The sequence below is a fragment of the Sphingomonas sp. GW821-FHT03E12 genome (genome assembly GCF_059420685.1).
Window position 1 is genome coordinate 668,530 of record NZ_JBWKUF010000001.1, and the last position, 25,286, is coordinate 693,815.

The following is a 25,286-nucleotide window of genomic DNA, read 5'->3' on the forward strand; positions in this document are numbered from 1 at the left end:
TAGCGTCTAATCCGGGCAATACTCCATTCCTATCTCTCCGCTGCGGGGACCAGCGCCAAAGGGAGAAAGCCATGCAGACCAGAAGCCTTGGAACCAGCGGCCTTGCCGTGTCGCCGATCGGGTTCGGCTGCATGGGGCTCGACCACGCCTATGCGAGCAGCATCAGCCGCGCGGAGAGCACCGCCCTGCTCCGCCAGGCGGTCGAGCGCGGCGTCACCCTGTTCGACACCGCCGAGGTCTATGGCCCCTATACCAATGAGGAACGGGTGGGCGAGGCGCTCCGTCCGGTGCGCGATCAAGTGGTGATCGCGACCAAGTTCGGCTTCGATATCGTTGACGGCAAGCCGCAGGGCCAGAACAGCCGCCCCGAACATATCCGCGCGGTCGCCGACGCTTCGCTCAAGCGGCTCGGCATCGAGCAGATCGACCTCTTCTACCAGCACCGGGTCGATCCCGACGTGCCGATCGAGGACGTCGCGGGCACGGTCAAGGACCTGATCGCGGCGGGCAAGGTCAAGCATTTCGGCCTGTCCGAAGCGGGCGTGCAGACGCTGCGCCGGGCGCATGCGGTCCAGCCCGTCGCCGCGCTCCAGAACGAATATTCGCTGTGGACGCGCGAGCCGGAGACCAACGGCATCTTCGACGCGTGCGAGGAGCTGGGCATCGGCCTGGTCGCCTTCAGTCCGCTCGGCCGCGGTTTCCTGACCGGCGCGATGAGCCGCGACACCCAGCTGGGCGAAGGCGATTTCCGCCGCAACCTGCCGCGCTTCACGCCCGAGGCGATGGACCGCAATCAGGCGCTGGTCGAGCTGATCCGAAGCATCGCGGAAGCGAAGCAGGCGACGCCCGCGCAGATCGCGCTGGCCTGGATCCTGGCGCAGAAGCCCTGGATCGTACCGATCCCCGGCACCACCAAATTGCACCGGCTGGAGGAGAATCTGGGCGCGATCGCGATCGATCTGACCCAGGCCGACCGCGATGCGATCGGCGCGGCGCTCCGCGAGATCGAGATCGAGGGCGAGCGCTATCCGGCCGCCCTGCTCGCCTCGGTCGGCCGCTAGATCTTATTCATTTCGCTACCCCGATCCCTCAGCCCAATCCTCCCAACAAGGACCACGTCATGCCCAACCCAGCCAAAGCCTATGCCGCGCAATCGGCGACCACCCCGCTCGTTCCCTTCAGCTTCGAGCGCCGCGACGTCCAGCCCGACGATGTCGCGATCGACATCCTGTTCTGCGGCGTCTGCCATTCCGACCTGCATCAGGCGCGCAGCGAGTGGGAGGGGACGCTGTTCCCCTGTGTCCCCGGTCACGAGATCGTCGGCCGCGTGACAGCGGTGGGCGGCGACGTCACCAAATTCGCGGTGGGCGATCTGGTGGGCGTCGGCTGCATGGTCGACAGCTGCGGCACCTGCCCCTCCTGCCATGAGGGCGAGGAGCAATATTGCGAGGGGACCGGCTTCGTCGGCACCTATAACGGACCGGATGCGCAGTCCGGCGGCCACACCTTTGGCGGCTATTCGGACAAGATCGTCGTCAAGGAGGGCTTCGTCCTGCGCATCGGCCATGACGAGAAGGATCTCGCCGCCGCCGCGCCTTTGCTGTGCGCGGGCATCACCACCTACTCGCCGCTCAAGCATTGGGGCGCAGGCCCCGGCAAGAAGGTCGGCGTGGTCGGTATCGGCGGGCTCGGCCATATGGGGGTCAAGATCGCCGCGGCGATGGGCGCACACGTCGTCGCCTTCACCACATCGGAAGGCAAGCGCGCCGATGCGCTGGCGCTGGGCGCGCACGAGGTCGTCGTCTCGCGCAACGCCGACGAGATGGCGGCACACGCCAACAGCTTTGACTTCATCCTCAACACCGTCGCGGCGAGCCACGATCTCGACGCCTTCACCAATTTGCTCAAGCGCGACGGGACGATGACTTTGGTCGGCGTGCCCGAACATGCCCATCCCTCGCCCTCGGTCCTCAACCTCGTCTTCCGCCGCCGGTCGATCGCCGGATCGCTGATCGGCGGAATCGCCGAGACGCAGGAGATGCTCGATTTCTGCCGCGACCACGGCATCACCGCGGATATCGAGATGATCGCGATGCAGGATATCGACGCGTCGTTCGACCGGATGGTCAAGGGCGACGTCAAATATCGCTTCGTGATCGACATGGCGTCGCTCGCCGCCTGATTGCATTCCGGCGCGGCGCGGGCATGATCGGGCGATGCGCCTGATCCTGCTGCTCGCCGCGCCGTTCCTTGCCAGTACCGCCTTTGCCCAGCCGGCCGAGGTCCGCGTGGCGTTCGACACCTCAGGGATCACGGCCTCGCGCGCCGCGGGCCTTGCCGACCGCACGAGCAAGCGCGCGGTGACCGCCGACGATCCGGTACGGATCGCGAGCATCTCCAAGCTGGTCGTCGCGCTCGGCGTGATGCGGATGGTCGAGGCGGGGCAGCTCGATCTCGACCGCGACGTCAGCGAGGTGCTGGGCTGGACGGTGCGCAACCCGGCCTTTCCCAAGGCGCGGATCACGTTGCGCCAGCTGCTCTCGCACACATCCGGCCTGATCGATCCCGACGAATATCGCGTGCCGCTGGGCGAGCGGCTGGCGGACCGGATCGCGCAGCCGGGGCTGTGGAATGCCAAGGAACGGCCCGGCGAAGCCTTTCGCTACGCCAATATCGGCTTTCCGGTGATCGCGAGCGTGATGGAAAAGGCGTCGGGGGAGCGGTTCGATCGCCTGATGCACCGGCTGGTTCTGGCGCCGCTCAAGCTCGACGCCTGTTTCAACTGGTCGACCTGCTCGGACGAAAAGATCGCGCGCGCGGCGGTGCTCTATCGCGCGGACGGATCGGTGGCGCTCGACGATCTGGGCGGCAAGCGGCCCGATTGTCCGGTGATCGCCAAGTCGGGATGTGATCTGGCGGGATACCGGCCGGGGGAGAATGGCGCGCTGTTCTCGCCCCAAGGGGGGCTGCGCGCCTCGATGCGCGACCTCGCGGTGATCGGCCAGATGCTGCTGAAGAATGACGGCAGCTTTCTCAAGCGGGAGTCGATTGCGCAGATCGAGCGGGTCGCGTGGCGCTATGACGGGTCCAATGGCGACACGTCGAACGGCTTTTACTGCCAATACGGCCTTGGGATGACGATGCTGCCGACGGCGCACGATATCTGCGCCGACGACCTGTTCGGCGACGGGCGCCCGCGCATCGGTCATGCCGGGGACGCCTATGGGCTGCGTTCGGGGCTGTGGATCGACCGCGCCAGCGGGACCGGTGTCGCCTTCTTCGCCACCGCGACGTCGCCGGACAGCAAGGGGTTCACCGCCTTCACCGTGGAGGAGGAGCGGCTGGCGCGCGAAAAGGAATGAAGTGGGGGACTTCTGTTGCCCGGTGTCCCCCGTACCGCTGGATTCCGCTTCTGTTGCCCGGTGCGGTCCAACCGCGCATTTTAGAGTAATCTTAGACCGTTAGGTCTTGGGATTACGCCGCAATAGCGAGTGCTTCGTTATCGTTGGCACTTGTGTGTATGGGCCGTCGCGGTGGTCCCATTCCGAACGAAAACAACGCCTTTCAATACACGTCGATCCTGGTTCGGCCCCGTCAGAAACGGTGTCCAGAAAGCCGTAAGGATTCTGGCACCAATTATGGTGGAGCCGCCGGGTACTGCCCCCGGGTCCGCTGCATCTATTCTACGTCACAGTTTATCGTCATAGCCGGGCGAACCCGGCACGACCGATATAGGAACTGCAAATCCGATTGAAAAGAGCGGGATTTGGCCTTGTGAACGCCGCAAAGCGGGAGCAAATAGCATGCCATGCTCACCCAGCGTTCCCGTTATGCCCTGCGCGCCATGTTGTTTCTGGCGAAGCAGCCGCGGGAAGGCGCGCCGACGCCGATGACGCGCATCGCCGCCGAGGCGAATGTGCCGCGCAAGTTCCTTGAGCTGATCCTCGCCGATCTGCGCGAGGCCGGCTTCCTCGATTCGACCCGCGGCAAGATGGGCGGCTATCGCCTCGCGCGGCCCAACCATCTGATTTCGCTGGGGGAGATCATCCGCGTGATCGAAGGGCCGCTGGCGCTGGTGCCGTGCGTCAGCCGCACCGCCTATCGCCCCTGCCTCGATTGCAAGGACGAGGCGGCCTGCGCGATCCGCCACGCCATGGCACGGGTGCGCGACGAGACCGCACGCATCCTCGACGGCACCAGCCTGGCGGATGCCACCGCCGAGAATCTCGCCGCAGCCTGAGGATCGGCCGCTGTTCCGCTCATGCGGGCCGGCACCGCCCCATCCATGCGGGCCGGCACCGCCCCATCAAAGACTAGCCGTTGCGCTTCTTCAGCTCGTCGCGGATCTCGCGCAGCAGCACGACATCGGCGGCTTCTTCGGCTGCGGCTTCCGGCGCCTTGGGCACCACGCGGTTCACCGCGCGCACCAGCAGGAAGATGATGAAGGCGATGATCAGGAAGTTGACCGCCTGGGTCACGAACTCGCCATAGCCGAGCAGCGGCACGCCGGCCTTTTTGAGCGCGGCATAGTCGGTCGACCCCTGAAGGTTGGCCGGTACCTCGCCCAGCACGAAGAAATAGCTCGAGAAATCGAGCCCGCCGAAGATCTTGCCGATCACCGGCATGATGATGTCCTCGGTCAGCGAGGTGACGATCTTGCCGAACGCCGCGCCGATGATGACCGCGACGGCAAGGTCGAGCACGTTGCCGCGCGCGATGAAGGCTTTGAATTCACTGAGCATGGACGCACCCCTGAACTGTCTCTGCGCGGCGCAGGGTAACGGCGGGATTCGGTGCCCGCAATCCGTACCCGGTCCGGTTATCATTGCGCGCGGACCGGCGGTCTCCTATTTTCGCGGTGTCGTATCGATGCGACACACTTGGAGGGATAGTTCGACATGAAGCTTCGTCTCGTTGCCGCGATGGCTGCGGCGGCCATGCTTTCGGCCTGTGGGCTCAACAGCGTTCCGACCGCCGAGGAAGCGGCCAAGGCGAAATGGGCCGAGGTGCAGAACCAGTATCAGCGCCGCGCCGACCTGATCCCCAACCTCGTTTCCACGGTCCGCGCCGCGGGCGCACAGGAAAAGGCGATCCTGGTCGAGGTGACGCAGGCGCGCGCCGCGGCGACGCAGGTGCGGGTCAGTGACGCCGACCTGACCGATCCGGCCAAGGTTCAGGCGTTCGACCGCGCGCAGAATGCGGTGACGATGACGCTGCAGCGGCTGCAGGAGGCCTATCCCGAGCTCAAGAGCCAGGGGAATTACGCGACGCTGATGACCCAGCTTGAGGGTACGGAGAACCGGATCGGCATCGCTCGCCGCGACTATAACGATGCGGTGCAGAGCTATAACACCACCATCCGCACCTTCCCCGACGCGATCGGCGCCAAGATCTTCTATGGCGCCAAGCCGATGACCCCGTTCCAGGCGACGACGCCGGGTGCGGACACCGCGCCGACGGTGAATTTCGGGAACGAGAGCTGATCGCGAACCGCGAGCGATGATGCATCGCGCCGTTCTGCTGGCTGCTGTAGCTCTGGTGGGATGCGGCAGCAAATCGGAGGGGAGCGCGCCTCGCGACCTGCCCGCGCTGACTGAGCGCGTGGTCGACAAGGCCGATCTGCTGCCGCCCGATCAGGAAGGCCAGCTGATTCGTGCATTGGCGGCGGCGGAGAAGAAGACGCGCGCGCAGTTTGTAGTAGTCACCCTGCCGAGCCTCAACGGCCGGCGCATTGAGGATGTCGGCGTCGCGCTGGGACGCGAGTGGGGAATTGGCCGCAATGACGTCAACGATGGCGTGATGCTGATCGTCGCTCCGACCGAGCGCAGGGTGCGGATCGAGGTCGGCTATGGCCTGGAGGGTGTGTTGCGCGACGAAGAGGCGAAAGCGATTATCACGGATCGTATCATGCCGCGGTTCAAGCAAGGTGACATGGCCGCCGGCATTATGGATGGAAGCGCCGCGATCATTCGCGAAATCGATGTGCCTGGAGCAACACCATGAGGCCGCTGCATCTGTTCCTCGCCGTGATGCTCGCGGTGCTTTCGGGTGCCGTGGCGCAGGCGCAGACCTTTCCCAAGCTCACCGGGCGGGTGGTCGATGCCGCGAACCTGCTCAGCCCCGAGCAGGAAGCGCAGCTCGCCGCGATGTCGGAAACGACCGAGCAGGCCACCGGGCGGCAGCTTGTGGTCGCGACCGTGCCGGACCTCCAGGGCTATCCGATCGAGGATTATGGCTATCGTCTCGGCCGTGCCTGGAAGATCGGGCAGACGGACGCCGACAATGGCATCATCCTGCTGGTTGCGCCCACCGAGAAAAAAGTGCGGATCGAGGTCGGCTACGGGCTCGAACCGATCATGACCGATGCGTTGTCGGGGATGATCATCCGCGACACGATCCTGCCGCGCTTCCGCGAAAAGGACATGGGCGGCGGGATCGTTGCGGGGGCGGCGGCGATCAACGAGCAGCTCAAGCTGCCGCTCGAGGCCGCCGAAGCGCGGGCAAAGCAGCTGATCGATCAGGGCAAGCGCACCAAGCGGAGCGGCAATGGCGACTGGATCGTCGCGCTGTTCTGGGTCGCGATCCTTCTCTTCGTGATCCTGCCGATCATTGTCGGGGCCGCGCGGGGCAAGAAATATCGCCGCGGCCATGGGCCGGTGGTGATCTGGGGGCCGGGCTGGGGCGATGGCGGCGGCGGCTCGTGGGGCGGCGGCGGTTCGTCCTGGGGAGGCGGCGACGGCGGCGGCTTTTCGGGCGGCGGCGGTTCGTTCGGCGGCGGCGGCGCATCGGGGGGCTGGTGATGGCACGACGGTTCACGAAGGACGAACACGGCGTGGTGACCACCGCGGTCGCCCAGGCGGAGCGCGGCACCGACGGTGAGATTGTCACGATCGTCACCGACTGGTCGGACCATTATCACGACGTCTCGCTCTATTATGCCGCGGCGGTGATGCTCGCCGCGCTGGGGCTGTTCGCGGCGTTTCCAGGGCTGCTCGATGCCAAGCTGGCGCTGCTGACCGGCGGCTGGGGCGAGGCGGAGCGGCATCTTCAGCTGGCGCTGATCGTGGTGATTCAGGCGGTGCTGTTCCTGGCAGTGCGCTTCGGGTTCGAGGCACTGCCGTTCCGCGGCGTGCTGATCCCGCCGGCGGTGCGCGGGCGGCGGGTGCGGCGGCGCGCGGTGCAGTTCTTCAAGGCGAGCGCGGAGAAGCGCACCGCGGCGCGCGTCGGCGTACTGCTCTACCTCAGCCTTGCCGAGCATCGTGCGGAGATCGTCGCGGACGAGGCGATCGTGGCGAAGGTCGATGACACGGTCTGGGGCGAAGCGATGGTCGCGCTGGTCGACAAGATCCGCGCGGGCGATCCCGCGGGCGGAATGGCCGATGCGGTGGCGCGGATCGGCGCGGTGCTCGCCCAGCATTTTCCCAAGACGGAGAGCGACGTGAACGAACTGCCCGACCGGTTGATCGAGCTATGAGGCCGCCCGATTCGGATGCGCCGGTCGAGACGGTCTGGCAGGGCAAGTTCATTGCCGCCAAGAAGCAGGGCCGCTGGGAATATGTGTCGCGGGCGCGGGGGATCCGCGCGGCGGTGATCGTCGCGATCGACGATGAGGGGCAGCTGATCCTGGTCGAGCAATATCGCATGCCGCTCGGCCGCGCATGCCTGGAACTGCCCGCGGGACTGGTCGGCGATGAAACCGAGGGCGAGGTGGTGGAGATCGCCGCGGCGCGCGAGCTGGAGGAAGAGACCGGCTATCGGCCCGGCCGGGTCGATTCGCTCGGCGAGTTTTTCTCCTCGCCCGGCATGGTCAGCGAGAGCTTCACGCTCGTCCGCGCACACGATCTCGTCCGTGTCGGCGAAGGCGGTGGGGTCGAAGGGGAGGGCATCACCGTCCACCGCGTGAAGCTGTCCGAGGTGCCGGCGTTCGTTGCCGATTGCCGGGCACGCGGCATGGCGATCGACGTCAAATTGCTGCTGGTGCTCGGCCAGGCCTTCCTGGCCTAGTCGTTGCCGGCGTAGAGCCGCTCGAAGCTCAGGCGATCCCAATAGCCGCGCTGCAGGCGGATGCGGCCGTCGACGACGTGGAAGAAGCCGCAGCCGCGAAACCCCTTGGGGTCGCGCCATTCCATCGCCGCCCATTCGCCGTCGGCCATGCGGTTGACGGGGATGCAGACCATCTCGGCCGCGGCGAACTCGGCCGCGAACATGGCGTGGATCGCCGCGCGGCCCTCGACCGGTTCATTGGCAACCTGATGGTTCACCGCGTCGTCATGATAGAGCGCGGCGAGCGCATCGACATCGGCCGCGTTGAACGCCTCGATCCAGCGGTCGAGGAGTTCAGCCGGGCTCACCGGAAATTGTCGGCGTAGGCCTGAAGCTTGAGCTTGCGCGCCGGCGCCGCGACGACGTGGAAGGCGATGCCTTCACGCGCGGCATAGTCCTGCGCGGCCTCAAGCGTCGGGAAGTTGAGGCGCAGCTGATTGCGCGTGTCGCCCGAGCCGGCCCAGCCGGTCAGCGGATCGGCCTTCTGTTGCTCGCCGGGCTCATATTCGAGCACCCAGCGGTCGGTGCGGAAACGGCCCGACTGCATGGCGTTTTTCGGGCGCTGATAGATGCGTGCGGTGGACATGGAAGGTGCCTTTATCGCGAACCGGAGCGTCTTGCATCCGCATTTTTGGTGCGCAGCGTTGCGCTGGCGGCGGCGGGATCGTCGGGCCAGGGGTGGCGGGGGTAGCGGCCGCGCATTTCCTTGGCGACATCGGCCCAGCTCCCCTTCCAGAAGCCGGGCAGGTCGCGCGTCGTCTGGATCGGGCGGCCTGCGGGCGAGGTGAGCGACAGGACCAAGGGCGTTCCGTCGCCGAGCGTGGGATGCGCGGAGAGGCCGAACAGCGCCTGCACGCGGATTTCCACCATTGGTCCGCCCTCGGCGGCATAGTCGATCTCGTGACTCGACCCCGCCGGGGTTTCGAGCCGCGCGGGGGCAAGCCGGTCGAGCTGCTTCTGCCCGTCCCAGCCGATCCGGTTCTGCAAGGCCTGAGTCAGCGCTTCGGGCGCGACCGCATCGAGGCGGCGCTTGCCGGTGAGCGCAGGCGCGAGCCAGTCGTCGAGATCGGCGCGCAGGGCATCGTCGGAGAGGCTGTCGAGCCCCGCATACGCCGCACGAATCCGCAGCGCGCGGGCATTGGCCGACCAGGGGAGCAGGTCGAGGCCATGCCGACGGACGCCCTCAAGCAAGGCTGCGGCGATCTCCCCGGGATCGGCAGCGGTGTCGGGGCCGGAGGACAGGCGAATCGCGCCGAGACGGCGTTCCCGCGTCGCTTCGACGCGGCCGGTCGCGGGATCGAAGCGGACGCTGCGGCGGGTCTCGACCCGGTGGCCGAACAGCGATTCGACGCCGGCCGCGTCGATCGGCGCGGCGGACAGGATACGCGCGCCCGCGGCCATGCCCTGAGTCTCGGCGACTGCCAGCCATTCGTGGCGCGCGAGCGAGGAGGCGGGATCGAGCTTGAATCCGCGTCCGCCCGCCGAGGCCCAGGTCTCGCCCGATGCGTCGCGGCGCCTGGCGATACGGTCGGGGAAGGCGAGGGCGACACAGGCTGCGACCGCTTCGAGCGAGCCGGGGGAGGACGGATAGCCCTCTCCCCTTTGGGGAGCGGGTTGGGAGAGGGGGCTATCCGCAGGCGTTTCGTTTGCCGCGCGGCCCCTCTCCCCGGAGGGGAGAGGGAGAAGTGTGGCCCAGCGCTCCGCCAGCCGCCGGGCATTGTCGGCGCGCTGGCCGCGTTCGGTCTTCCAGCGGCGCAGGCGATGTTCGAGGTCGGCATCGGGTCCGCCGAGCCCGCGCTCGCCGAGCAGGACCGCAACCTGCGCGGCGGTCTGCGCCAGCCCCATCTCGCCCGCCCGCGCGAGCATGTGGCCGAGGCGGGGCGGAAGCGGCAGGCGGGCGATCGCCTTGCCATGCGCGGTCGGGCGGCCGTCGACGTCGAGCGCCTCCAGCGCGGCAAGGCGCGTGCGCGCCTCCTGCACCGCCGCTTCGGGGGGCGGGTCGAGCCAGTTGAGCGCGCGCGGATCGGCAACCCCCCAGAGCGCGCAGTCGAGGGTGAGCGCCGACAGATCGGCTTCGAGAATCTCCGGCGGATCGAACCGGGGGAGACCGGCGGTGGCGGCGGCCTCCCAAAGGCGATAGGCGAAGCCCGGCCCCTGCCGCGCTGCGCGACCGGCGCGCTGGGTGACCGCGGCCTGGCTCGCGCGTTCGGTGACGAGGCGGGTCATCCCCGCGGCGCGGTCGTAGCGCGGGCGGCGGGCGAGGCCCGAATCGACGACGACGCGGATGCCGTCGAGCGTCAGCGAGGTCTCGGCGATCGAGGTCGCGAGCACGATCTTGCGGCGACCCTCCCGATCCGGAGCGATCGCGGCGCGCTGTGCGGCGGGGTCGAGGCTGCCGTGGAGCTTGTGCAGCGCGATTCCCGGCACATCGCCGATCCGTTCGGCGGTCCGCTCGATCTCGGCGACGCCGGGGAGGAAGGCGAGGATGCCGACGCCTGCTTCATCGGGGGTCTCGCGCAGCGCCTGACGGATGGCCCCGGCGACCGATTCCTCGATCCGCGCCTCCGCCGCGCGGCCGAGATGGCGCAGCTCGAGCGGGTGACTGCGGCCCTCGCTCTCCACCACGGGCGCGTCACCCATGAGGGCGGAGAAGCGCGCGCCGTCGAGCGTGGCCGACATCGCGACCAGCCGCAGATCGGGTCGCAAGGCCGCCTGGGCATCCAGCGCCAGCGCCAGGCCGAAATCGCTGTCGAGGCTGCGTTCATGGACTTCGTCGAACAGCACCGCCGACACGCCCGCCAGCTCGGGATCGGCCTGGATGCGGTTGACGAAGATGCCTTCGGTGATGACCGTCACGCGCGTCTGCGCCGAGCGTCTGGTGTCCATGCGCGTGGCATAGCCATAGGTCTTGCCGACCGGCTCATCGGCGAGCACCGCCATCCGCTCGGCCGCGGCGCGCGCGGCGAGGCGGCGGGGCGAGAGCAGCAGGATCTCGCCGGTGCACCAGCTTTCGGTCAGCAGCGCCGGCGCGACCGCGGTGGTCTTGCCCGCACCCGGCGGGGCGACCAGCACCGCGTTGCTCGCGCCGCGCAAGGCGGCGAGCAGATCGGGCAGGACGGCATGGATCGGCAGGTCGGTCACGGACCGGCTCTACGCAATTCGCCGCATTGCTTGAAGCGCCATGGCACCCATTTGCATGACGCGCGTTGCGCGCAGGGAAGGAGACGGGTCATGGCACGCACGCTTTCGAGCTTCAGCATCGCCGCCGACGGTAGCGGCGACTATCTGCTCAGCATCGAGGATGATGACGGCGAGACGATCGAGCTGACCGCGACCTATGAGCAGCTCGATATGCTGGGCGAAGCGATCGAGGACGCGCTGGAGGAGGAGGATGACGACCCGCTCGGCGCCGATGAGGATGAGGACGAAGCGGCGGAGGAATAGGGCATTCGCGGCACCGGCCCGCTCCCGAGTCCGGCAGAGCCGGACAAACCGATCAGTACGCGCGGGCGACCGCGAACTCGACCGCTTCGATCATCGCATCCTTCGCCGCGCTCGCCGGGAAGATGCCGAGCGCATCGATCGCGCGCTGGCCATAATGCCGGGCGCGCGCGAGCGTGTCGTCGACCGCGCGGCTAGACTGGACGAGACCCACCGCGTGGGCGAAGTCCTCGTCGCTGTTGCGGCGGCCGAGCACGGCTTCCTTCCAGAAGGCGCGGTCGTCCTCGCTGCCGCGGGCATAGGCAAGGATGACGGGGAGGGTCATCTTGCCCTCGCGGAAATCGTCGCCCGCATCCTTGCCCATCGTCCCGGCGTCCGAGACATAGTCGATCGCGTCGTCGACCAGCTGGAAGGCGATGCCGAGGTTGCGGCCATAGGCGTCGAGCGCGGCTTCCTCCGCCTCGGGCCGCTCGGCGACCACCGCGGCGATGCGGCAGGCGGCGGCGAACAGCGCCGCGGTCTTGGCGCCGATGATGTCGAGATAGCGTTCCTCGGCCAGGTCGATGCGGCGCGCGGCGGTGAGCTGATTGACCTCACCCTCCGCGATCACCGCCGAGGCGTTGGACAGGATCTTGAGCACCTTGACGCTGCCGTCCTCGACCATCAGCTCGAAGCTGCGGCTGAACAGGAAATCGCCGACCAGCACGCTGGCCGGATTGCCCCAGATGAGGTTGGCGGTGCGCTTGCCGCGGCGCATGTCGGATCCGTCGACGACATCGTCGTGGAGCAGGGTCGCGGTGTGGATGAACTCGACCGATGCCGCGAGCTTGTGATGGCGCGCGCCGGAATAGTCGAGCAGCCGCGCGCTGGCGAGGGTGAGCATCGGCCGCATCCGCTTGCCGCCGCCCGCGATCAGATGCCCGGCAAGCTCGGGGATCAGCGGGATTTGCGACTGCATCCGGTCGAGGATCACGGCGTTGACGAGGTTCATGTCCGCCGCGACCAGCGCGATCATGGGCTCGAGCGAGGGCTCCGCCCCGCGGCCGATACGGTGAATGGTCGCGCTCATGCTGGGCGCGATGTGGCGGGAACATGCCAGAAAGGCAAGTGCGTGGGGGTTGCGCATGCGTAAAAGCGGCGCAACAAGCGCGCAATCTGTGTGGCGGCACCAGCCCGCTCCCCCACCCGGCCACCCATCAAGATACACTGGCGTGGGTGGCCGGGTGGGGGAGCGGGCTGGCGCCGGAATCCCGAAGGACGAGAAATGAGCGACGAGACGCTGCAACGCTATCGCCAGAGCATCGACCGGATCGACGCGGCGCTCGTCTTCCTGCTCGCCGAACGGTTCCAGATTACCCAGGCGGTGGGCCGTCACAAGGCCGAGACCGGGCTTCCCCCGGCCGATCCGGGGCGCGAGGATCGCCAGATTGCGCGGCTGCGCGAACTTGCGGCGCAGGCCGATCTCGATCCCGAATTCTCCGAGAAATTCCTGCGCTTCATCATCGACGAGGTGATCCGCCACCATGCGCAGATGCAGGAACAGGGCGATGCCGGCTGAGCATCCGCCGTTCATCTTCGCCCGGGCATAGTTCTGCGACAAATCGTCCGTAGAGGGCGCTGGCCGGCCATGTGCCGGGTGTTTCCGGGAGTGAAGAATGCGGCGTGTTGCGTGGTTGATGGCGGGGTGGATGGCGACGGCGGCGCCGGTGGCGATGGCTGCGCAGACCGCCGCGCCCCAGACGCCGGGCCAGACGCCGGGCCAAACCCAGGGAACACCCCCTCCGGCCAATCAGGATAATGGCGGCGATGCGCCAGCCGACGGCATGGAGGATGCCGAGGAAGTGGTCGTCACCGGCCAGCTGCGCGGCGCGGTGCAGGGCGACGTCAAGCCCGAGCTGGTGCTCAACCCCGCCGATATCCGCGCCTATGGCGCCGCCTCGCTCGCCGAGCTGCTGACCGAGCTCGAGCCGCAGACGCGCAGCGGGCGCGGGCGTGGCAGCGGCGGCCCGGTGCTGCTGCTCAGCGGCCGCCGCATCTCGAGCTTTGCTGAGATCCGCGACATTCCGCCCGAGGCGATCGAGCGGATGGATATCCTGCCCGAGGAAGCGGCGCTCAAGCTGGGCTATCGCGCCGACCAGCGGGTGGTGAACATCGTGCTGCGCCGCCGCTTCCGCTCGATCACCGGCGAGCTCGACGCGACGGTCGCGACGGCGGGCGGGCGCGGAGGGCAGGATGCGGAGCTGAGCATGCTGCGCATCAACCGCGACGGCCGCCTCAACCTCGACGTCGAATATGAGCGCGACACCGCGTTGCTGGAGAGCGAGCGCGACGTCGTGCGCGATCCCAACCTGCCAACCACGGATCCGGCCTACCGCACATTGCTGCCCAAGACCGAGAATGTCGCGCTCAACGGCGTGTTCAGCCGCAATCTCGGCAAGGTCGCCGCGACTGCGAATGTGCGGATCGAGCAGAATGCGAGCGAATCGCTGCTCGGCCTGCCCGCCAGCGGCGGAACCGTGCCGCTGCAGCGGGCCAGCGACACCGGGACGCTGCACGGCGGCTTCTCGCTCAACGGCGATCTCTCCCCCAAATGGCGCTGGTCGGTCACCGGCAATTGGGACCGGATCGAAAGCCGGACGCTGACCGATACCGACAGCGGGCGGACCGACCGCGCGCGTTCGGTGTCGAATGTCGGATCGATCGACGCGCTGGTGAACGGTGCGCTGCTGCCGCTGCCTGCAGGCGATATCTCGACCAGCATCCGCGCGTCGGGCCGGACCAGCGACCTGCAGAGCGATTCGCTGCGCGGCGGGCTGTTCGCGGCGTCGGATATCGGCCGCGACACGGGGAGCGTTCAGGCCAATATCGACCTGCCGATCGCCAGCCGCAACCGCGCGGTGCTCAAGGGCCTGGGCAACCTCTCGCTCAACGGCAATGTCGAGGTCGAGCAGCTGTCGGACTTCGGCACGCTCATCACCTATGGCTATGGGGTCAACTGGTCGCCGATCGAGCAGGTCCGCTTCATCGCCTCGTTCACCGAGGAGGAGGGCGCCCCCTCGGCGCAGCAGCTCGGCAACCCGCTGCTGACCACGCCCAATGTGCGCGTGTTCGATTTCGTGCGTGGCGAGACGGTGGACATCACCCGCATCGACGGGGGCAACCCCAATCTGATCGCCGACAATCGCAGCGTGATGAAGCTCGGCCTCAACCTGCGGCCGCTCAAGGACACCGACCTCACCTTCAATGTCGATTACAACAAGAGCACGATCCGCAATCCGATCGCGTCCTTCCCGACCGCGACGGCGCAGATCGAGGCGGCGTTCCCCGACCGGTTCGTGCGCGACGGCAGCGGCACGCTGATCCGCATCGACAACCGGCCGGTCAATTTCCTGCGCAGCGAGCGCGAGCAGATCCGCTGGGGCCTCAACTTCTCCAAGGCGATCAGCTCGCCGCTGGCGCGCAAGGCCGCGGAGCAGTTCCAGGCGCAGCGCGCCGCGCGGCAGGCGGCGCGCGAGGCAGCCGCCGCGCGCGGCGAGACGCCGCCGCCCGAGGCGCGCGGCCCCGGCGAACGCGTCCCGGGCGAAGGTCCGCGCCGCTTCGGTGAGGGCGGACGTCAGGGCGGTCCCGGCGGCGGCGGTTTCCGCGGCGGTCCGGGCGGTGGAGGCGGCCCGGGTGGCGGCGGGCGGTTCCAGTTCGGGATCTTCCACACCGTCGCGCTGACCGACAGGATCACGATCCGCGATGGCCTGCCCGAGCTCGACCTGCTCAATGGTTCGGCGACCGGAAGCCGGGGCGGTTCGCCGCGCCACCAGGTCGAGCTGCGCACGGGCGTGGTCCGCGACGGCATCGGCATCCGCCTCAACGCCGACTGGCAGAGCGCGACGCGGGTGCGCGGCGGCGCGACCAGTGCCGACGAGTTGCGCTTCGACGATTTCGCGACGGTCAATCTGCGGCTGTTCGCGACGCTGGGCCCGCAGTTCAAGTTCGTGCGCGATAATCGCTGGCTGATGGGTACGCGTGTGACGCTGTCGGTCGACAATATCTTCGACAGCCGGTTGAAGGTGACCGATGCGGCGGGTGGAACGCCGCTGAGCTATCAGCCCGCGTTGCTCGACCCGCTCGGGCGGACGGTGAAGATCAGCGTACGGAAATTGTTTTTCTGAGCTGGTTTGGCGTCGCTTAGGCGACGCGCGGCACCGGCCCGCTCCCCCACCCGGCCACCCACGCCAGTGTATCTTGATGGGTGGCCGGGTGGGGGAGCGGGCCGGTGCCGCAAACCAGAAGCCTTACCGCTCCAGCTTGCTTTTGCGATAGAGCAACGTGATCGCGACGCGGCGGTTGCGCGGGTCGGCGGGGTTGGCCTTGATCAGCGGCTCGCGGTCGGCGACGCCCTCGATCCGCTCGAAGCGCGGTTCGGGAACGCCGGCGGCGACGAGGCGGCGGCGGGTTTCCTCCGACCGGGCGCTCGACAGCATCCAGTTGTTCATGTTGCGCGGATCGCCATAGCCGAGGCTGTCGGTATGCCCGCGGATCATCAGCGGATTCTGTGAATCGGCGATCGACTGGGCGACCAGCTCGACCAGCTTGGCCGCTTCGGGGACGAAGTTGGTCGTGCCGAGCGCGAACATCGAATAATCGGCATCGTCCATCAGATCGATCCGCATCCCCTCACGCGTCGGCACGAAGCGGACCTGCTTGCCCAGCTTGGTGAGCCCGGGGGTCGACTTGATCTTGCGCTCGATATCCGCCTTCATCCTGGCGAAGCCCTGCCGGTCCTGCGCGTCCATCGCCTCCTTGTTCTTGAGGCTGCCCTGATCGCCGGTGCCGACGAAGTCGCCGCCCTGCGCACCGGCCGGGATCGTCATCGATCGCGTGCCGGTCTGCTTGGCCATGGTCGGGTAGTTGTCCTTGCCCTGCATCGCGTCGCCGCCGAGCAGGCCGTTGGAGCCGGCGCTGTTCTGCTTGAACTCGATCAGGGTGGGCGCGAAATAGTCGGCAAGCGCCTTGCGCTGCTTCTCATTGGTCGCGCCGAGCAGCCACATCAGCAGGAAGAACGCCATCATCGCGGTCACGAAGTCCGCATAGGCGACCTTCCATGCGCCGCCGTGATGACCGCCGCCGCCCTCGACGATGATCTTCTTGACGATGATCTTGGGCGGCAGTTTCGCCGCATGGGGTGCCCTAGCGCTCATGCCTTGCGTGCCTCACGGCACGAGACGGCACCAGCCCGCTCCCCCGCCCGGCCACCCATCCAGAGTACCGTGTGGGTGGCCGGGCGGGGGAGCGGGCTGGTGCCGTGACTCATGATCAGCGCCCACGAAGCCCATCGAACACTTCGGCAAAGCCGGGCTGGTTGTGGTGGGCGATGCCCGAGCGCGCGGCCTCGATCACCAGCGGCTGCGGATGGCCGTGGAGCGAGGCGATGATGATCTGCTTCACCGTGTGATAGATCGCGGCGTCGGCATCGATGATCTGCTTCAGGCGGCCCGCCAGCGGCCCGACCAGGCCATAGGCCAGCAACACGCCGAGGAAGGTGCCGACCAGCGCCGAGCCGATCATCGCGCCAAGAATGGCGGGCGGCTTGTCGATCGAGCCCATCGTCTTCACCACGCCGAGCACCGCCGCGACGATGCCGAGCGCGGGAAGCGCGTCGGCGAGGCCCTGCAGCGCGTGCTGCGGCTCCTCGACATGGTGGTGGTGGGTCTTGATGGCGTTGTCCATCACGTCCTCGACCGCGTGCACGTCGAGCGTGCCCGACGAGACGACGACGAGGCGCAACGTGTCGGAGATCAGGCCGACCAGCGTGTGATCGGCGAGCAGCCGCGGATATTCGGCGAAGACGGCGGAGGACTTCGGGTCCTCGACATGCGGTTCGAGCGCGATCGGGCCGTCGACGCGCAGCATCTTCATCAGCTTGGAGACGAGGAAGATGACGTCGAGATAGTCCTGCTTCTTGTACTTGGGGCCCTTGAGCACCTTCATGAACCCGCCGCCGAGCGCTTTGAGTTCGCGGCCTGAATTGCCGATGATCAGCGCGCCCAGCGCGGCGCCGCCGATGATGAGCATTTCGTGCGGCAGCGCGTGCAGCACAGGCTCGAGCGCGCCGCCGGTGATGGCGAAACCACCGAACACCATGGCGATGAGGACGACGAAACCGATTGCTGGAAACATGACTTCGCGTGGCTCCCACAGCGCTGGCTTGGTTACCGGTACAAACGACCGCGCGACCCGGAACTTGAGCGAAAAAGCGCTAGAATATGGTTAATAATCTTCATGTTGACCGTCATTTCCGCGAAGGCGGAAATCCATTCTGGCTCGCGGATCATCGGGAGCCGCCCGGTTAGCGGTGATGGATCCCCGCCTGCGCGGGGATGACGGGGGCCTGTGACGGAGGCGCCCTCAACTCAGCGGATATAGTCGAAGAGCGAGAGGCTGGTGAGCTTGGTGAAGCTTGCCTGGGTCGCCTGCAGGATGGTCAGCGTCTTCTGCAGCTCGGCGATCGCCGTGGCCGGATTGGCGTCCTCGATCCCCGACCGGGTCGCTTCGCGCGCCGTGTCGGCGTCGATCAGGCGATCGGCTTCCAGATCCATGCGGAAGGCGCGCGCGCCAACCGAGGCGCGGGTGGTGCCGACCTGTTCGAGCGCGGCGTCGAGATCCTTCATCGCGGTCTCGATCCCGCCCGCTTCGGCGCCGGGCTGAAGCGCGGCGGCAAAGGCGGAGAGAATGGCGAACATGTCGGTCGCGCCGTTGGCCCCGGCGATGCCGCCAAAGGCGCGCGCGCCGGTTTCGGTCGCCGCGATATCGACGCCCTCGCCGACCGGGATCGGCGCAGCCTCGCCCTGGCCGACATAGGCGATCGACCCGTCGGGCTGGCGGGCATAGGCGGCGTCGCCCGCCGCGCCGCCGAACAAGGGCTGGCCGCGGCTGTCCTTGGTATTCGCGACGCCGAGCAGATCGGCGATGATCGCCTGGACGTCCTTGAGGATCGCCGCGCGTCCTTCGGGCGTCACGGTATCGCTATTGGCCTGTACCGCGAGGGTCTTGGCGCGCTGGAGCTGGGTCTCGACCGTCTCGAGCGCGCTATCGGTCGCTGCGAGCAGCGACTGCGCCATCTTGACGTTCGCCGTATAGGCGCCGTCATCGGCGGTGGCACGCCTGAGGCCCGACAGCTGCTGCCAGCCCGATGCGCTGTCGGACGGCGCGAGGATCTTCTTGCCGGTCGCGACCTGGGTCTGCAGCCGGTCGGCCTGGCTGTTCAGCGTCGCCATCAGCAGCGACGGGCGGTCAAAGCTCTGGGCTGTCGTCACACGCATCGCGGTCACCGGATATCAAAGAGGGTCTGGAGCGTTTCGCGCGCCACCTGGATGACGCGGCTCGACGCCTGATAGGCCTGCTGGAAGCGGATCAGGTCGACCGCCTCCTCGTCGACATTCACGCCCGCGATCGAATCGCGCGCAGCCGCGGCGTTCGACCGGATCGTCGACTGCACCTGGGCGATCGAACGGCGCGCGGCGAGCGCGCTGGCATTGTCGGTGGTCAGCGTGGTCAGGCTGCCCTCGAACTTGCCGTCCTTGCGGAGCGCGGCGAGCGCGGTGAGGTTGCCGTTGTTGCGCTCGCCGCCGCCCGGCGCCGCCGCGGCGATCCCGCGCGGATCGTCGAGGACGAGCTTGAAGTCCGATGCGCCGGTGGCGCTGAACATCGCCGCGCCCGCATTGCCGTCGAGATCCTCGCCGCCCGCCTGGACGGCGTTGACGCCATTGGCGAGATCGACGGCGATCCGGTCGAGCGCGTCGCGTGCGTCGGCGATCCGGGCGGCGCCCTCGGCGACACCGGCGAGGGCACCGCCGCTCGGGGTGAGCGCGTGGCTGCCGTCGATGCCGAAGACGGCGAACGAGGTCGCGCCGTCCGGCCCGCGCGCATAGGTCGCGACCGCGGCCTGATCGCCCTGGACGAGCAGCGGCCCGTTTCCGCCGGCTCTGACGCTTGCGCGGCCTGCCGCGTCGAAGCTGACGCCGACATCGGTGATCGCGCTCATCGATTCGAGCAGCCGGTCGCGCTCGTCGAGCAAGGCCGCCTGCGCACTCGTTCCCTCCGACGCGCGGCCGAGCGCCGAATTGACCTTGGCGAGGCTCGCCGAAAGGCTGTTGAGCTGGCCGGCCATTGCGTCGGCGCTGGCGTCGAGATCGGCGAGCGCGCCGTCGAGCGCGGCGCCGGTCGCCGAGAAGGCGCTGGACAGGCTGGCGGCGGCCTGGAGCATGGTCGCGCGCGGCGCGCTGGCCGAAGGATCGGCGGCGAGCGCGGTCGCGGCGTTGAAGAAGGCGGTGAGGCGCTCGTCGAGCTTGTTGCCGGTCAGCGCGCCTTCGATCCGGCCGAGCCACACCGCACCCGCCTCGCTGCGTGCGAGATCGGAGCCTGCGGCGCGGACTTCGGCGTTGCGCAGATCGCTGCCGGTGCGCGTGATGCCCGAGACGGTGACGCCAAGGCCGTTGAGCACGTTGGAGCCGCCGCCGGGGGCGGCAACCTCGCGCATGCCGGTGATGCGGCGCGAATAGCCCGCATTGCCGGCATTGGCGATATTCTCCGACGTCGTCGTCAGCGCGGTCTGATAGGCGCGGACGCCACTGGCGCCGATCGAGAGCATGTCGGTCATTCGGGCTTACCTTCCGCGACCGTCCCGGCCTTGGCCAGGAATTCGGTCATCGCCTTGCCGATTCCCATCGGCGTGTGCGTGGCCATGTTCTCGGCCAGCTTCTGGTCCTGCATGTCGCGAAACTGGTCGAGCGCCTGGCTTTCGAACAGGCTGTCGGCGAGCTTCGCCTTGCGCATCGAGGCCAGCATCATCTTGGTGAAGATCGCCTCGAACTGCTCGCCCGCCTTGTCCAGATTGTCGCGCGTGCCGAGGCGAGCGGTGTCGGTGGAAACCGTACCGGCCAGCTTGAGCGTTGCGGGAGAAGGCGCGCGGAGGCCGGTCACAGGACGATCAACTCCGCCTTGAGCGCGCCGGCCTGCTTGAGGGCCTCGAGGATCGCGACGAGATCGGCCGGGGACGCGCCGATCGCGTTCACCGCCTTGACCACATCGGCAAGCTTCGGACCCGCTTCCAGCAGGAACATCGGACGCTTCTCCTCCTCGACACCGACCGCGCTGCGCTGTTCGAGGGCGGTTTCACCCTGGCTGAACGGCGCCGGCTGGCTGACGCGCTGGGATTCATCAATACGAACAGTCAGTTTACCATGTGTTACCGCGGCGGGGCTGACCCGGACGGCCGAGTTGATGACCACCGTTCCGGTGCGCGCGTTAACGATGACCTTCGCAGGAGCCTCGGCGGCGTCGACGGCGAGATTCTCGATCTCGCTCATCATCTGCGCGCGCACATCGGCGCCCGGTTTGGCCATCACCGCGACCGATACGCCGTCGACCGCGCGCGCGGTGCCGAAGCCGAAGCGGCCGTTGATCGCGTCCGCGACGCGCTGCGCCGTGGTGAAGTCCGACCGGGCGAGGTTGTAGGTGAGCATGGGCGTGTCGGCGAAGCCGGTCTCGACCGCGCGCTCGACCGTCGCACCCTCCGGGATGCGGCCCGACGAGGGGGTGTTGACGACGATCTTCGACCCGTCGGCGCCTTCGGCACCCAGGCCGCCGACGGCGAGGTTGCCCTGCGCCATCGCATAGATCTGGCCATCGGCACCGATCAGCGGGGTCAGCACGAGCGTGCCGCCGCGCAGCGACTTGGCCTTGCCCATCGACGAGACGGTGATGTCGAGCTTCTGCCCCGGCTTGGCAAAGGGCGGCAGCTCGGCGGTGATCATCACCACCGCGGCATTCTTGAGCGCCGGGTTGACCCCCGGCGGCAGCGCCAGGCCGAAGCGGGCGGTGACGCCCTTCATCGACTGGACGGTATATTCGAGATTGTCGTCACCCGTGCCGGGAAGCCCGACGACGATGCCGTAGCCGGTCAGCTGGTTCGAGCGGATGCCCTGGAACGCGCCGAGATCCTTGATCCGCTCGGCATTTGCCGGCGCGGCCGCGAGGAAGATCGCGGCCACAGCAAGGAAGGCCGCACCAGCCCGCTCCCCCACCCGGCCACCCAGCCAGGCTACCCTATGGGTGGCCGGGTGGGGGAGCGGGCTGGTGCGGAGGCCCAGCGCAGCGCGAACAAAAGCAACGAGGAAGCGGGTCATGTCTCTCATCCTCAGAACGGGCTGATGACCGAGAAGAAGCGGCCGAGCCACCCCTGACGGCTGGCGCGGGCGACATCGCCTTTGCCGGTATAGGCGATGCGGGCATCGGCGACGCGGGTGGAGGCGATGCGGTTGTTCGCATCGATATCGGTCGCGCGGACCACGCCCTTGATCTGGACGAACTCGTCGCCGCGGTTGAGCGTCACGCGCTTCTGTCCCTGCACGAGCATGGTGCCGTTGGGGTAGACCGCGGCGACGGTGACGGTGATCTCACCCGACAGCGCGTTCGACTGGTCGGCGCTGCCCGCGCCCTTGAAGTTGCGCTTGCCGCTGACGCTGGCGTCGCTTTCCTTGAACAGCGACAGGGCGCCGGTGCTTGGCGGGGTGAGCGAGAAGCCGCCACCGCTGTCGAGCTGCGACCCGGCCGATTTCGACGCGCTGGTGCGCTCGACCAGCACGATCGTCAGCGGATCGCCGACGCGGCGCGCGCGCGTGCCTTCGTGGAGCGCGGCATAGCCGTCGCCCGCCTGGAAGATCGAGCCGTTGGCGGGCGACGCCGCGGCCGGCGCGGCGGGCAGCGAGGCGCTGAAGTCCTCCTTCGGCCCCTTCTTGCCGAACAGCTGCGCCTTGGCGGGCTGGACGATGGCGATCGCCGCGACGATCGCGACGCCGGTAAGCAGGCCTGCGGCGAACTTCATGACATGGCCCTCAGATGTTCTGATTGACATATTTGAGCATCTCGTCGGACGCCGAGATCATCTTCGAATTGACCTCGTACGCGCGCTGGGTCTCGATCATGTCGACCAGCTCCTCGACGACGTTGACGTTCGATCCCTCGAGCATGCCCTGGCGGATATTGCCGCGGCCGTCCTGCCCGGCGATGCCGAGATTGACCGCGCCGCTGGCCGAGGTCTCGACCAGGAAATTGTCGCCGATCGCCTGCAGGCCCGCCGCATTGGGGAAGGCCGCGATCTGGATCTGGCCGACCTGCGACGCCTCGGCCTGGCCGGGGACGGTCGCGGAGACGGTGCCGTCGGTGCCGACGGTGATTGCGGTCGCGCCCTCCGGGATCGTGATGCCGGGCATCACCTGATAGCCCTCGGCCGTCACCAGCAGGCCTTCGGGCGAACGGGTGAAATTGCCGGCGCGGGTATAGCCGAGCTGGCCGCCGGGCATCTGCACCTGGAAGAAGCCGTTGCCGTCGAGCGCCATGTCGAGCGCGCCGCCGGTGGTCTGGAACGAGCCCTGGGTGTCGATCCGCGCGGTGCCCTGGACGCGGACACCGGTACCGAGGTTGAGGCCGGTGGCATATTGCGTTTCCGACGTGCTCGCGGAGCCGGGCGCGGTGACGACCTGATAGGCCAAGGCCTCGAACGAGGCGCGGTCGCGCTTGAAGCCCGTGGTGTTCACGTTGGCGAGGTTGTTCGAGATCACCCGCATGCGCATGTCCTGGGCATCAAGCCCGGTGCGCGCGATGTGCATTGCTGCGGAACCCATAACCTATTCCTTCCTCAAATCTCTCAGCTCACGCGCATCAGCCACGCGGTGCTGATGCTTCAGCTGACGCGCATCAAAGACGCGGAACTCTCGTCCATGTTCTTCGCTTCGCGGAGCAGGTTGGCCTGCACCTCGTAGCTGCGCTGGTTCTCGATCATGTCGACCAGCGACTGGGTGAGGTTGACGTTCGACTGTTCGAGCGATCCGGTCTGGACGCGCGCGTCGAGATCGGCGGGCAGCACGCCGCCGCCGCGGACGTGGAGCAGATTGTCCAGTCCCTTGACGGTCTTGCTGCCCTGATCGCTGACCAGCTTCAGCTGGTCGATCACCTGCGGCGGCTGGCTGGGATCGGCACCCGGAGCGACGATCGAGACGGTGCCGTCCTCGGCGATCATGATCCTGTCGTGCGGCGGCACGGTGATGGGGCCCCCCGACCCCATCACCGGGAAACCGTCGCCGGTTTCCAAGACGCCACTCGGCGCAATGCGGAGATCACCGCGCCGTGTGTAAGCTTCACTGCCGTCCGGGGCCTGAACGCCAAGCCAGTTGTCGCCGGTGATGGCGACATCGAGCCCGCGGCCGGTCTGGACGACCGTGCCCGCGCGCCGGTCCATGTCGACGACGGTTTCGGCGCTGGGCTGGCGGCTGTCGTGCCCTTCGCCCTTCACCATCATCCGTTCGAAATTGACCCGGTCGGCGCGGAAGCCGATCGTGGAGGCGTTCGCGATGTTGTTCGCGATCGTCGCCTGCGCGTCCATCTGGCCCTTGAGCCCCGACAGCGCGGTATAGACGAGTCTGTCCATCGCTTGTGCCTCCTAACCCCGGGAAATCAGCTGCGGATGTTGAAAATGGTCTGCGAGATCTGGCTCGCGGTATCGAGCGCCTTGGCATTCGCCTGGAAGTTGCGCTGGGCCGCGATCAGCCCGACCAGTTCCTCGGTGATGTCGACGTTCGAGCGTTCGATCGCGCCCGACATCAGGCCGCCGAACCCGTTCGTGCCCGGCTCGCCGAGCCGCGGTTCGCCCGACAGACCGGTCGAGGCCCAGGTCGAGTTGCCGAGCTGGCGCAGGCCCGAAGGGTTGGAGAAGTTCGCGAGCGCGATCTTGCCCAGCGCCTGGCTGTCGCCGTTGGAGAAGCTGGCCCGGACGGTGCCGTCCTCGCCCACGGTCACGCCGTCGAGCTGACCCACGGCCTTGCCGTCCTGCGAGCGGTTGTTGACGCTGAACGGCGCGCCGAGCTGGGTGGTCGCGCCGCCGAAGTCGAGTGCGATGGTCTGCTCGGTCGTGCTGGTGCCGACAGTGAACGGCGCGAACTGAGTCGGCGCAGTCGGCGAGGTCAGCGCGCCGCTGGCGTCGAAGGTCAGCGTGATCGGCTGCGGATTGGTCGGGTTGGTGCCGAGCTGCTTGTCGCCGACAAAGCTGTAGACCGACCAGGTGCTGGGTGCGGTCGACGTCTCGCGCACGAAATAGCTGGTCATCGTCAGCGGATTGCCGCTGGCGTCGTAGATCGTGGTCTGGGTCGAGTTGTTGTAGGTGCCCGGATCGAACCGGTCGAACGCATAGGGCGTGTCGGGCGTGAAGCGCGACGCTTCCTTGGGCACCGACGAATAGGCCGAGAGGTTGAGCGAGAGATTCACATTCTCGGTCGCCTCGGGCACGCCGCTGGTCTGCGGCAGGCGCAGGTTGACGGTCGAGCCCATGCCGGTCGCGATCACCGCGCCCGATCCGTCGACCGGATAGACCTGCAGATAGCTGCCCTGCGAATCGGTGACGTAGCGCTCGCTGTCGACCAGGAAGCTGCCGTTGCGGGTGAAGTTGACGCCAGCGGCATCGAGGCTGGGCTTGACTGCGAAGAAGCCGTCGCCCGAGATCGCGATGTCGAGGCTGGACGAGGATTGCTGGGTGCCGCCCTGGCCGAACTGCTGGCGGATCGCCTTCACCGTGGTGCCCGATCCGACCATCTGGTTGGGGTTCAAGGACACGCTCGACGCGATGACGTCGGCGAACTCGGTGCGGCTCTTCTTGAAGCCGTTGGTCGAGACGTTCGACAGGTTGTGGCTGATGGTCGACATGTCGGTCTGCGCCGCCTGAAGACCCGAGAGCGAAGTGTAGAAGGACATTGCTTATG

Annotated in this window: 27 protein-coding genes and 1 other RNA gene; 12 read left to right on the top strand and 16 right to left on the bottom strand. The window is 67.8% G+C overall.

Annotation, left to right across the window (positions count from 1 at the left end; genetic code table 11):
* Positions 1–71 precede the first annotated feature (71 nt).
* From AC07TU_RS03195 to AC07TU_RS03205, 3 genes are read left to right on the top strand one after another with little or no spacing between them, the layout of a single operon-like run.
* On the top strand, positions 72–1,061 hold the full coding sequence (locus AC07TU_RS03195) for an aldo/keto reductase (RefSeq protein WP_495186461.1): 990 nt from the start codon (positions 72–74) through the stop codon (positions 1,059–1,061).
* A gap of 59 nt (positions 1,062–1,120) precedes the next feature.
* Positions 1,121–2,182 carry an NAD(P)-dependent alcohol dehydrogenase gene (locus AC07TU_RS03200; protein WP_495186462.1) on the top strand — a complete coding sequence of 354 codons (1,062 nt, stop codon included), beginning with the start codon at positions 1,121–1,123 and terminating at the stop codon, positions 2,180–2,182.
* 34 nt (positions 2,183–2,216) lie between these two features.
* Positions 2,217–3,362: a serine hydrolase domain-containing protein gene (locus AC07TU_RS03205; RefSeq protein WP_495186463.1), complete on the top strand. Its 1,146-nt coding sequence runs from the start codon at positions 2,217–2,219 to the stop codon at positions 3,360–3,362.
* A gap of 39 nt (positions 3,363–3,401) precedes the next feature.
* Here AC07TU_RS03205 and ssrA read toward each other — a convergent pair.
* Positions 3,402–3,761: a transfer-messenger RNA gene (gene ssrA / locus AC07TU_RS03210) on the bottom strand.
* Positions 3,762–3,808: 47 nt separating this feature from the next.
* Between ssrA and AC07TU_RS03215 the strand changes: the two genes are divergently transcribed.
* The gene (locus AC07TU_RS03215) at positions 3,809–4,240 is read left to right on the top strand and encodes an RrF2 family transcriptional regulator (RefSeq protein ID WP_066577958.1); all 432 of its coding nucleotides are present in this window, start codon (positions 3,809–3,811) and stop codon (positions 4,238–4,240) included.
* A gap of 73 nt (positions 4,241–4,313) precedes the next feature.
* Here AC07TU_RS03215 and mscL read toward each other — a convergent pair whose 3' ends face one another.
* Positions 4,314–4,742 (bottom strand): large conductance mechanosensitive channel protein MscL, encoded by a 429-nt coding sequence (gene mscL, locus AC07TU_RS03220; protein WP_495186464.1) that lies wholly within the window; start codon positions 4,740–4,742, stop codon positions 4,314–4,316.
* Positions 4,743–4,898: 156 nt separating this feature from the next.
* Between mscL and AC07TU_RS03225 the strand changes: the two genes are divergently transcribed.
* From AC07TU_RS03225 to AC07TU_RS03245, 5 genes are read left to right on the top strand one after another with little or no spacing between them, the layout of a single operon-like run.
* Positions 4,899–5,483 carry a LemA family protein gene (locus tag AC07TU_RS03225; RefSeq protein ID WP_495186465.1) on the top strand — a complete coding sequence of 195 codons (585 nt, stop codon included), beginning with the start codon at positions 4,899–4,901 and terminating at the stop codon, positions 5,481–5,483.
* A 16-nt stretch (positions 5,484–5,499) separates the two neighbouring features.
* Entirely contained in the window at positions 5,500–6,003 is a 504-nt protein-coding gene (locus AC07TU_RS03230) for a TPM domain-containing protein (protein WP_495186466.1), read from the top strand.
* The gene (locus AC07TU_RS03235) at positions 6,000–6,800 is read left to right on the top strand and encodes a TPM domain-containing protein (protein WP_495186467.1); all 801 of its coding nucleotides are present in this window, start codon (positions 6,000–6,002) and stop codon (positions 6,798–6,800) included. The genes AC07TU_RS03230 and AC07TU_RS03235 overlap by 4 nt, the downstream gene beginning before the upstream one ends.
* Positions 6,800–7,474, top strand: a complete 675-nt coding sequence (locus tag AC07TU_RS03240; RefSeq protein WP_495186468.1) for a TPM domain-containing protein — start codon at positions 6,800–6,802, stop codon at positions 7,472–7,474. The genes AC07TU_RS03235 and AC07TU_RS03240 overlap by 1 nt, the downstream gene beginning before the upstream one ends.
* Positions 7,471–8,004: an NUDIX hydrolase gene (locus AC07TU_RS03245; protein WP_495186469.1), complete on the top strand. Its 534-nt coding sequence runs from the start codon at positions 7,471–7,473 to the stop codon at positions 8,002–8,004. Before AC07TU_RS03240 ends, AC07TU_RS03245 begins: the two co-directional genes overlap by 4 nt.
* Here the strand turns inward: AC07TU_RS03245 and AC07TU_RS03250 are convergent.
* Genes AC07TU_RS03250 through hrpB form a run of 3 tightly spaced genes read right to left on the bottom strand, consistent with a single transcriptional unit; the run spans position 8,001 to position 11,184 of the window.
* Complete coding sequence (locus tag AC07TU_RS03250; RefSeq protein WP_495186470.1) at positions 8,001–8,351, bottom strand: nuclear transport factor 2 family protein; 351 nt, start codon at positions 8,349–8,351, stop codon at positions 8,001–8,003. The two genes, AC07TU_RS03245 and AC07TU_RS03250, sit on opposite strands and share 4 nt — an antisense overlap.
* Positions 8,348–8,629 carry an ETC complex I subunit gene (locus tag AC07TU_RS03255; protein WP_495186471.1) on the bottom strand — a complete coding sequence of 94 codons (282 nt, stop codon included), beginning with the start codon at positions 8,627–8,629 and terminating at the stop codon, positions 8,348–8,350. Before AC07TU_RS03255 ends, AC07TU_RS03250 begins: the two co-directional genes overlap by 4 nt.
* An 11-nt stretch (positions 8,630–8,640) precedes the next feature.
* Positions 8,641–11,184: an ATP-dependent helicase HrpB gene (gene hrpB / locus AC07TU_RS03260; protein WP_495186472.1), complete on the bottom strand. Its 2,544-nt coding sequence runs from the start codon at positions 11,182–11,184 to the stop codon at positions 8,641–8,643.
* 90 nt (positions 11,185–11,274) lie between these two features.
* On the opposite strand from hrpB, the gene AC07TU_RS03265 reads away from it, so the two are divergent.
* Positions 11,275–11,487, top strand: a complete 213-nt coding sequence (locus AC07TU_RS03265; RefSeq protein ID WP_495186473.1) for a hypothetical protein — start codon at positions 11,275–11,277, stop codon at positions 11,485–11,487.
* A gap of 52 nt (positions 11,488–11,539) precedes the next feature.
* Here AC07TU_RS03265 and AC07TU_RS03270 read toward each other — a convergent pair whose 3' ends face one another.
* Positions 11,540–12,553: a polyprenyl synthetase family protein gene (locus AC07TU_RS03270; RefSeq protein WP_495186474.1), complete on the bottom strand. Its 1,014-nt coding sequence runs from the start codon at positions 12,551–12,553 to the stop codon at positions 11,540–11,542.
* Between the two features lie 195 nt (positions 12,554–12,748).
* On the opposite strand from AC07TU_RS03270, the gene AC07TU_RS03275 reads away from it, so the two are divergent.
* Both AC07TU_RS03275 and AC07TU_RS03280 read left to right on the top strand, forming a co-directional pair.
* Positions 12,749–13,042 (top strand): chorismate mutase, encoded by a 294-nt coding sequence (locus AC07TU_RS03275; protein ID WP_495186475.1) that lies wholly within the window; start codon positions 12,749–12,751, stop codon positions 13,040–13,042.
* Positions 13,043–13,139: 97 nt separating this feature from the next.
* Positions 13,140–15,647 carry a TonB-dependent receptor gene (locus tag AC07TU_RS03280; RefSeq protein ID WP_495186476.1) on the top strand — a complete coding sequence of 836 codons (2,508 nt, stop codon included), beginning with the start codon at positions 13,140–13,142 and terminating at the stop codon, positions 15,645–15,647.
* A gap of 123 nt (positions 15,648–15,770) precedes the next feature.
* Here the strand turns inward: AC07TU_RS03280 and AC07TU_RS03285 are convergent, their stop codons facing one another.
* The 10 genes from AC07TU_RS03285 to flgE all read right to left on the bottom strand — a co-directional run bounded on the left by AC07TU_RS03285 (position 15,771) and on the right by flgE (position 25,278).
* Positions 15,771–16,676 (bottom strand): flagellar motor protein MotB, encoded by a 906-nt coding sequence (locus tag AC07TU_RS03285; protein ID WP_495186477.1) that lies wholly within the window; start codon positions 16,674–16,676, stop codon positions 15,771–15,773.
* A gap of 115 nt (positions 16,677–16,791) precedes the next feature.
* Positions 16,792–17,655, bottom strand: coding sequence for a flagellar motor stator protein MotA (motA, locus tag AC07TU_RS03290; RefSeq protein WP_495186478.1), 864 nt, complete (start codon positions 17,653–17,655; stop codon positions 16,792–16,794).
* Positions 17,656–17,888: 233 nt separating this feature from the next.
* Positions 17,889–18,797, bottom strand: coding sequence for a flagellin N-terminal helical domain-containing protein (locus tag AC07TU_RS03295; protein ID WP_495186479.1), 909 nt, complete (start codon positions 18,795–18,797; stop codon positions 17,889–17,891).
* A gap of 5 nt (positions 18,798–18,802) precedes the next feature.
* The gene (gene flgK, locus AC07TU_RS03300; RefSeq protein ID WP_495186480.1) at positions 18,803–20,134 is read right to left on the bottom strand and encodes a flagellar hook-associated protein FlgK; all 1,332 of its coding nucleotides are present in this window, start codon (positions 20,132–20,134) and stop codon (positions 18,803–18,805) included.
* Positions 20,131–20,457: a rod-binding protein gene (locus AC07TU_RS03305; RefSeq protein ID WP_495186481.1), complete on the bottom strand. Its 327-nt coding sequence runs from the start codon at positions 20,455–20,457 to the stop codon at positions 20,131–20,133. The genes flgK and AC07TU_RS03305 overlap by 4 nt, the downstream gene beginning before the upstream one ends.
* Complete coding sequence (locus tag AC07TU_RS03310; protein ID WP_495186482.1) at positions 20,454–21,662, bottom strand: flagellar basal body P-ring protein FlgI; 1,209 nt, start codon at positions 21,660–21,662, stop codon at positions 20,454–20,456. Before AC07TU_RS03310 ends, AC07TU_RS03305 begins: the two co-directional genes overlap by 4 nt.
* An 11-nt stretch (positions 21,663–21,673) precedes the next feature.
* Complete coding sequence (locus AC07TU_RS03315) at positions 21,674–22,360, bottom strand: flagellar basal body L-ring protein FlgH (protein WP_495186483.1); 687 nt, start codon at positions 22,358–22,360, stop codon at positions 21,674–21,676.
* Between the two features lie 10 nt (positions 22,361–22,370).
* Positions 22,371–23,159 carry a flagellar basal-body rod protein FlgG gene (gene flgG / locus AC07TU_RS03320; RefSeq protein WP_495186484.1) on the bottom strand — a complete coding sequence of 263 codons (789 nt, stop codon included), beginning with the start codon at positions 23,157–23,159 and terminating at the stop codon, positions 22,371–22,373.
* A 59-nt stretch (positions 23,160–23,218) separates the two neighbouring features.
* Entirely contained in the window at positions 23,219–23,962 is a 744-nt protein-coding gene (gene flgF / locus AC07TU_RS03325; protein WP_495186485.1) for a flagellar basal-body rod protein FlgF, read from the bottom strand.
* A gap of 26 nt (positions 23,963–23,988) precedes the next feature.
* Positions 23,989–25,278, bottom strand: a complete 1,290-nt coding sequence (gene flgE, locus AC07TU_RS03330) for a flagellar hook protein FlgE (protein WP_495186486.1) — start codon at positions 25,276–25,278, stop codon at positions 23,989–23,991.
* Positions 25,279–25,286: the final 8 nt, after the last annotated feature.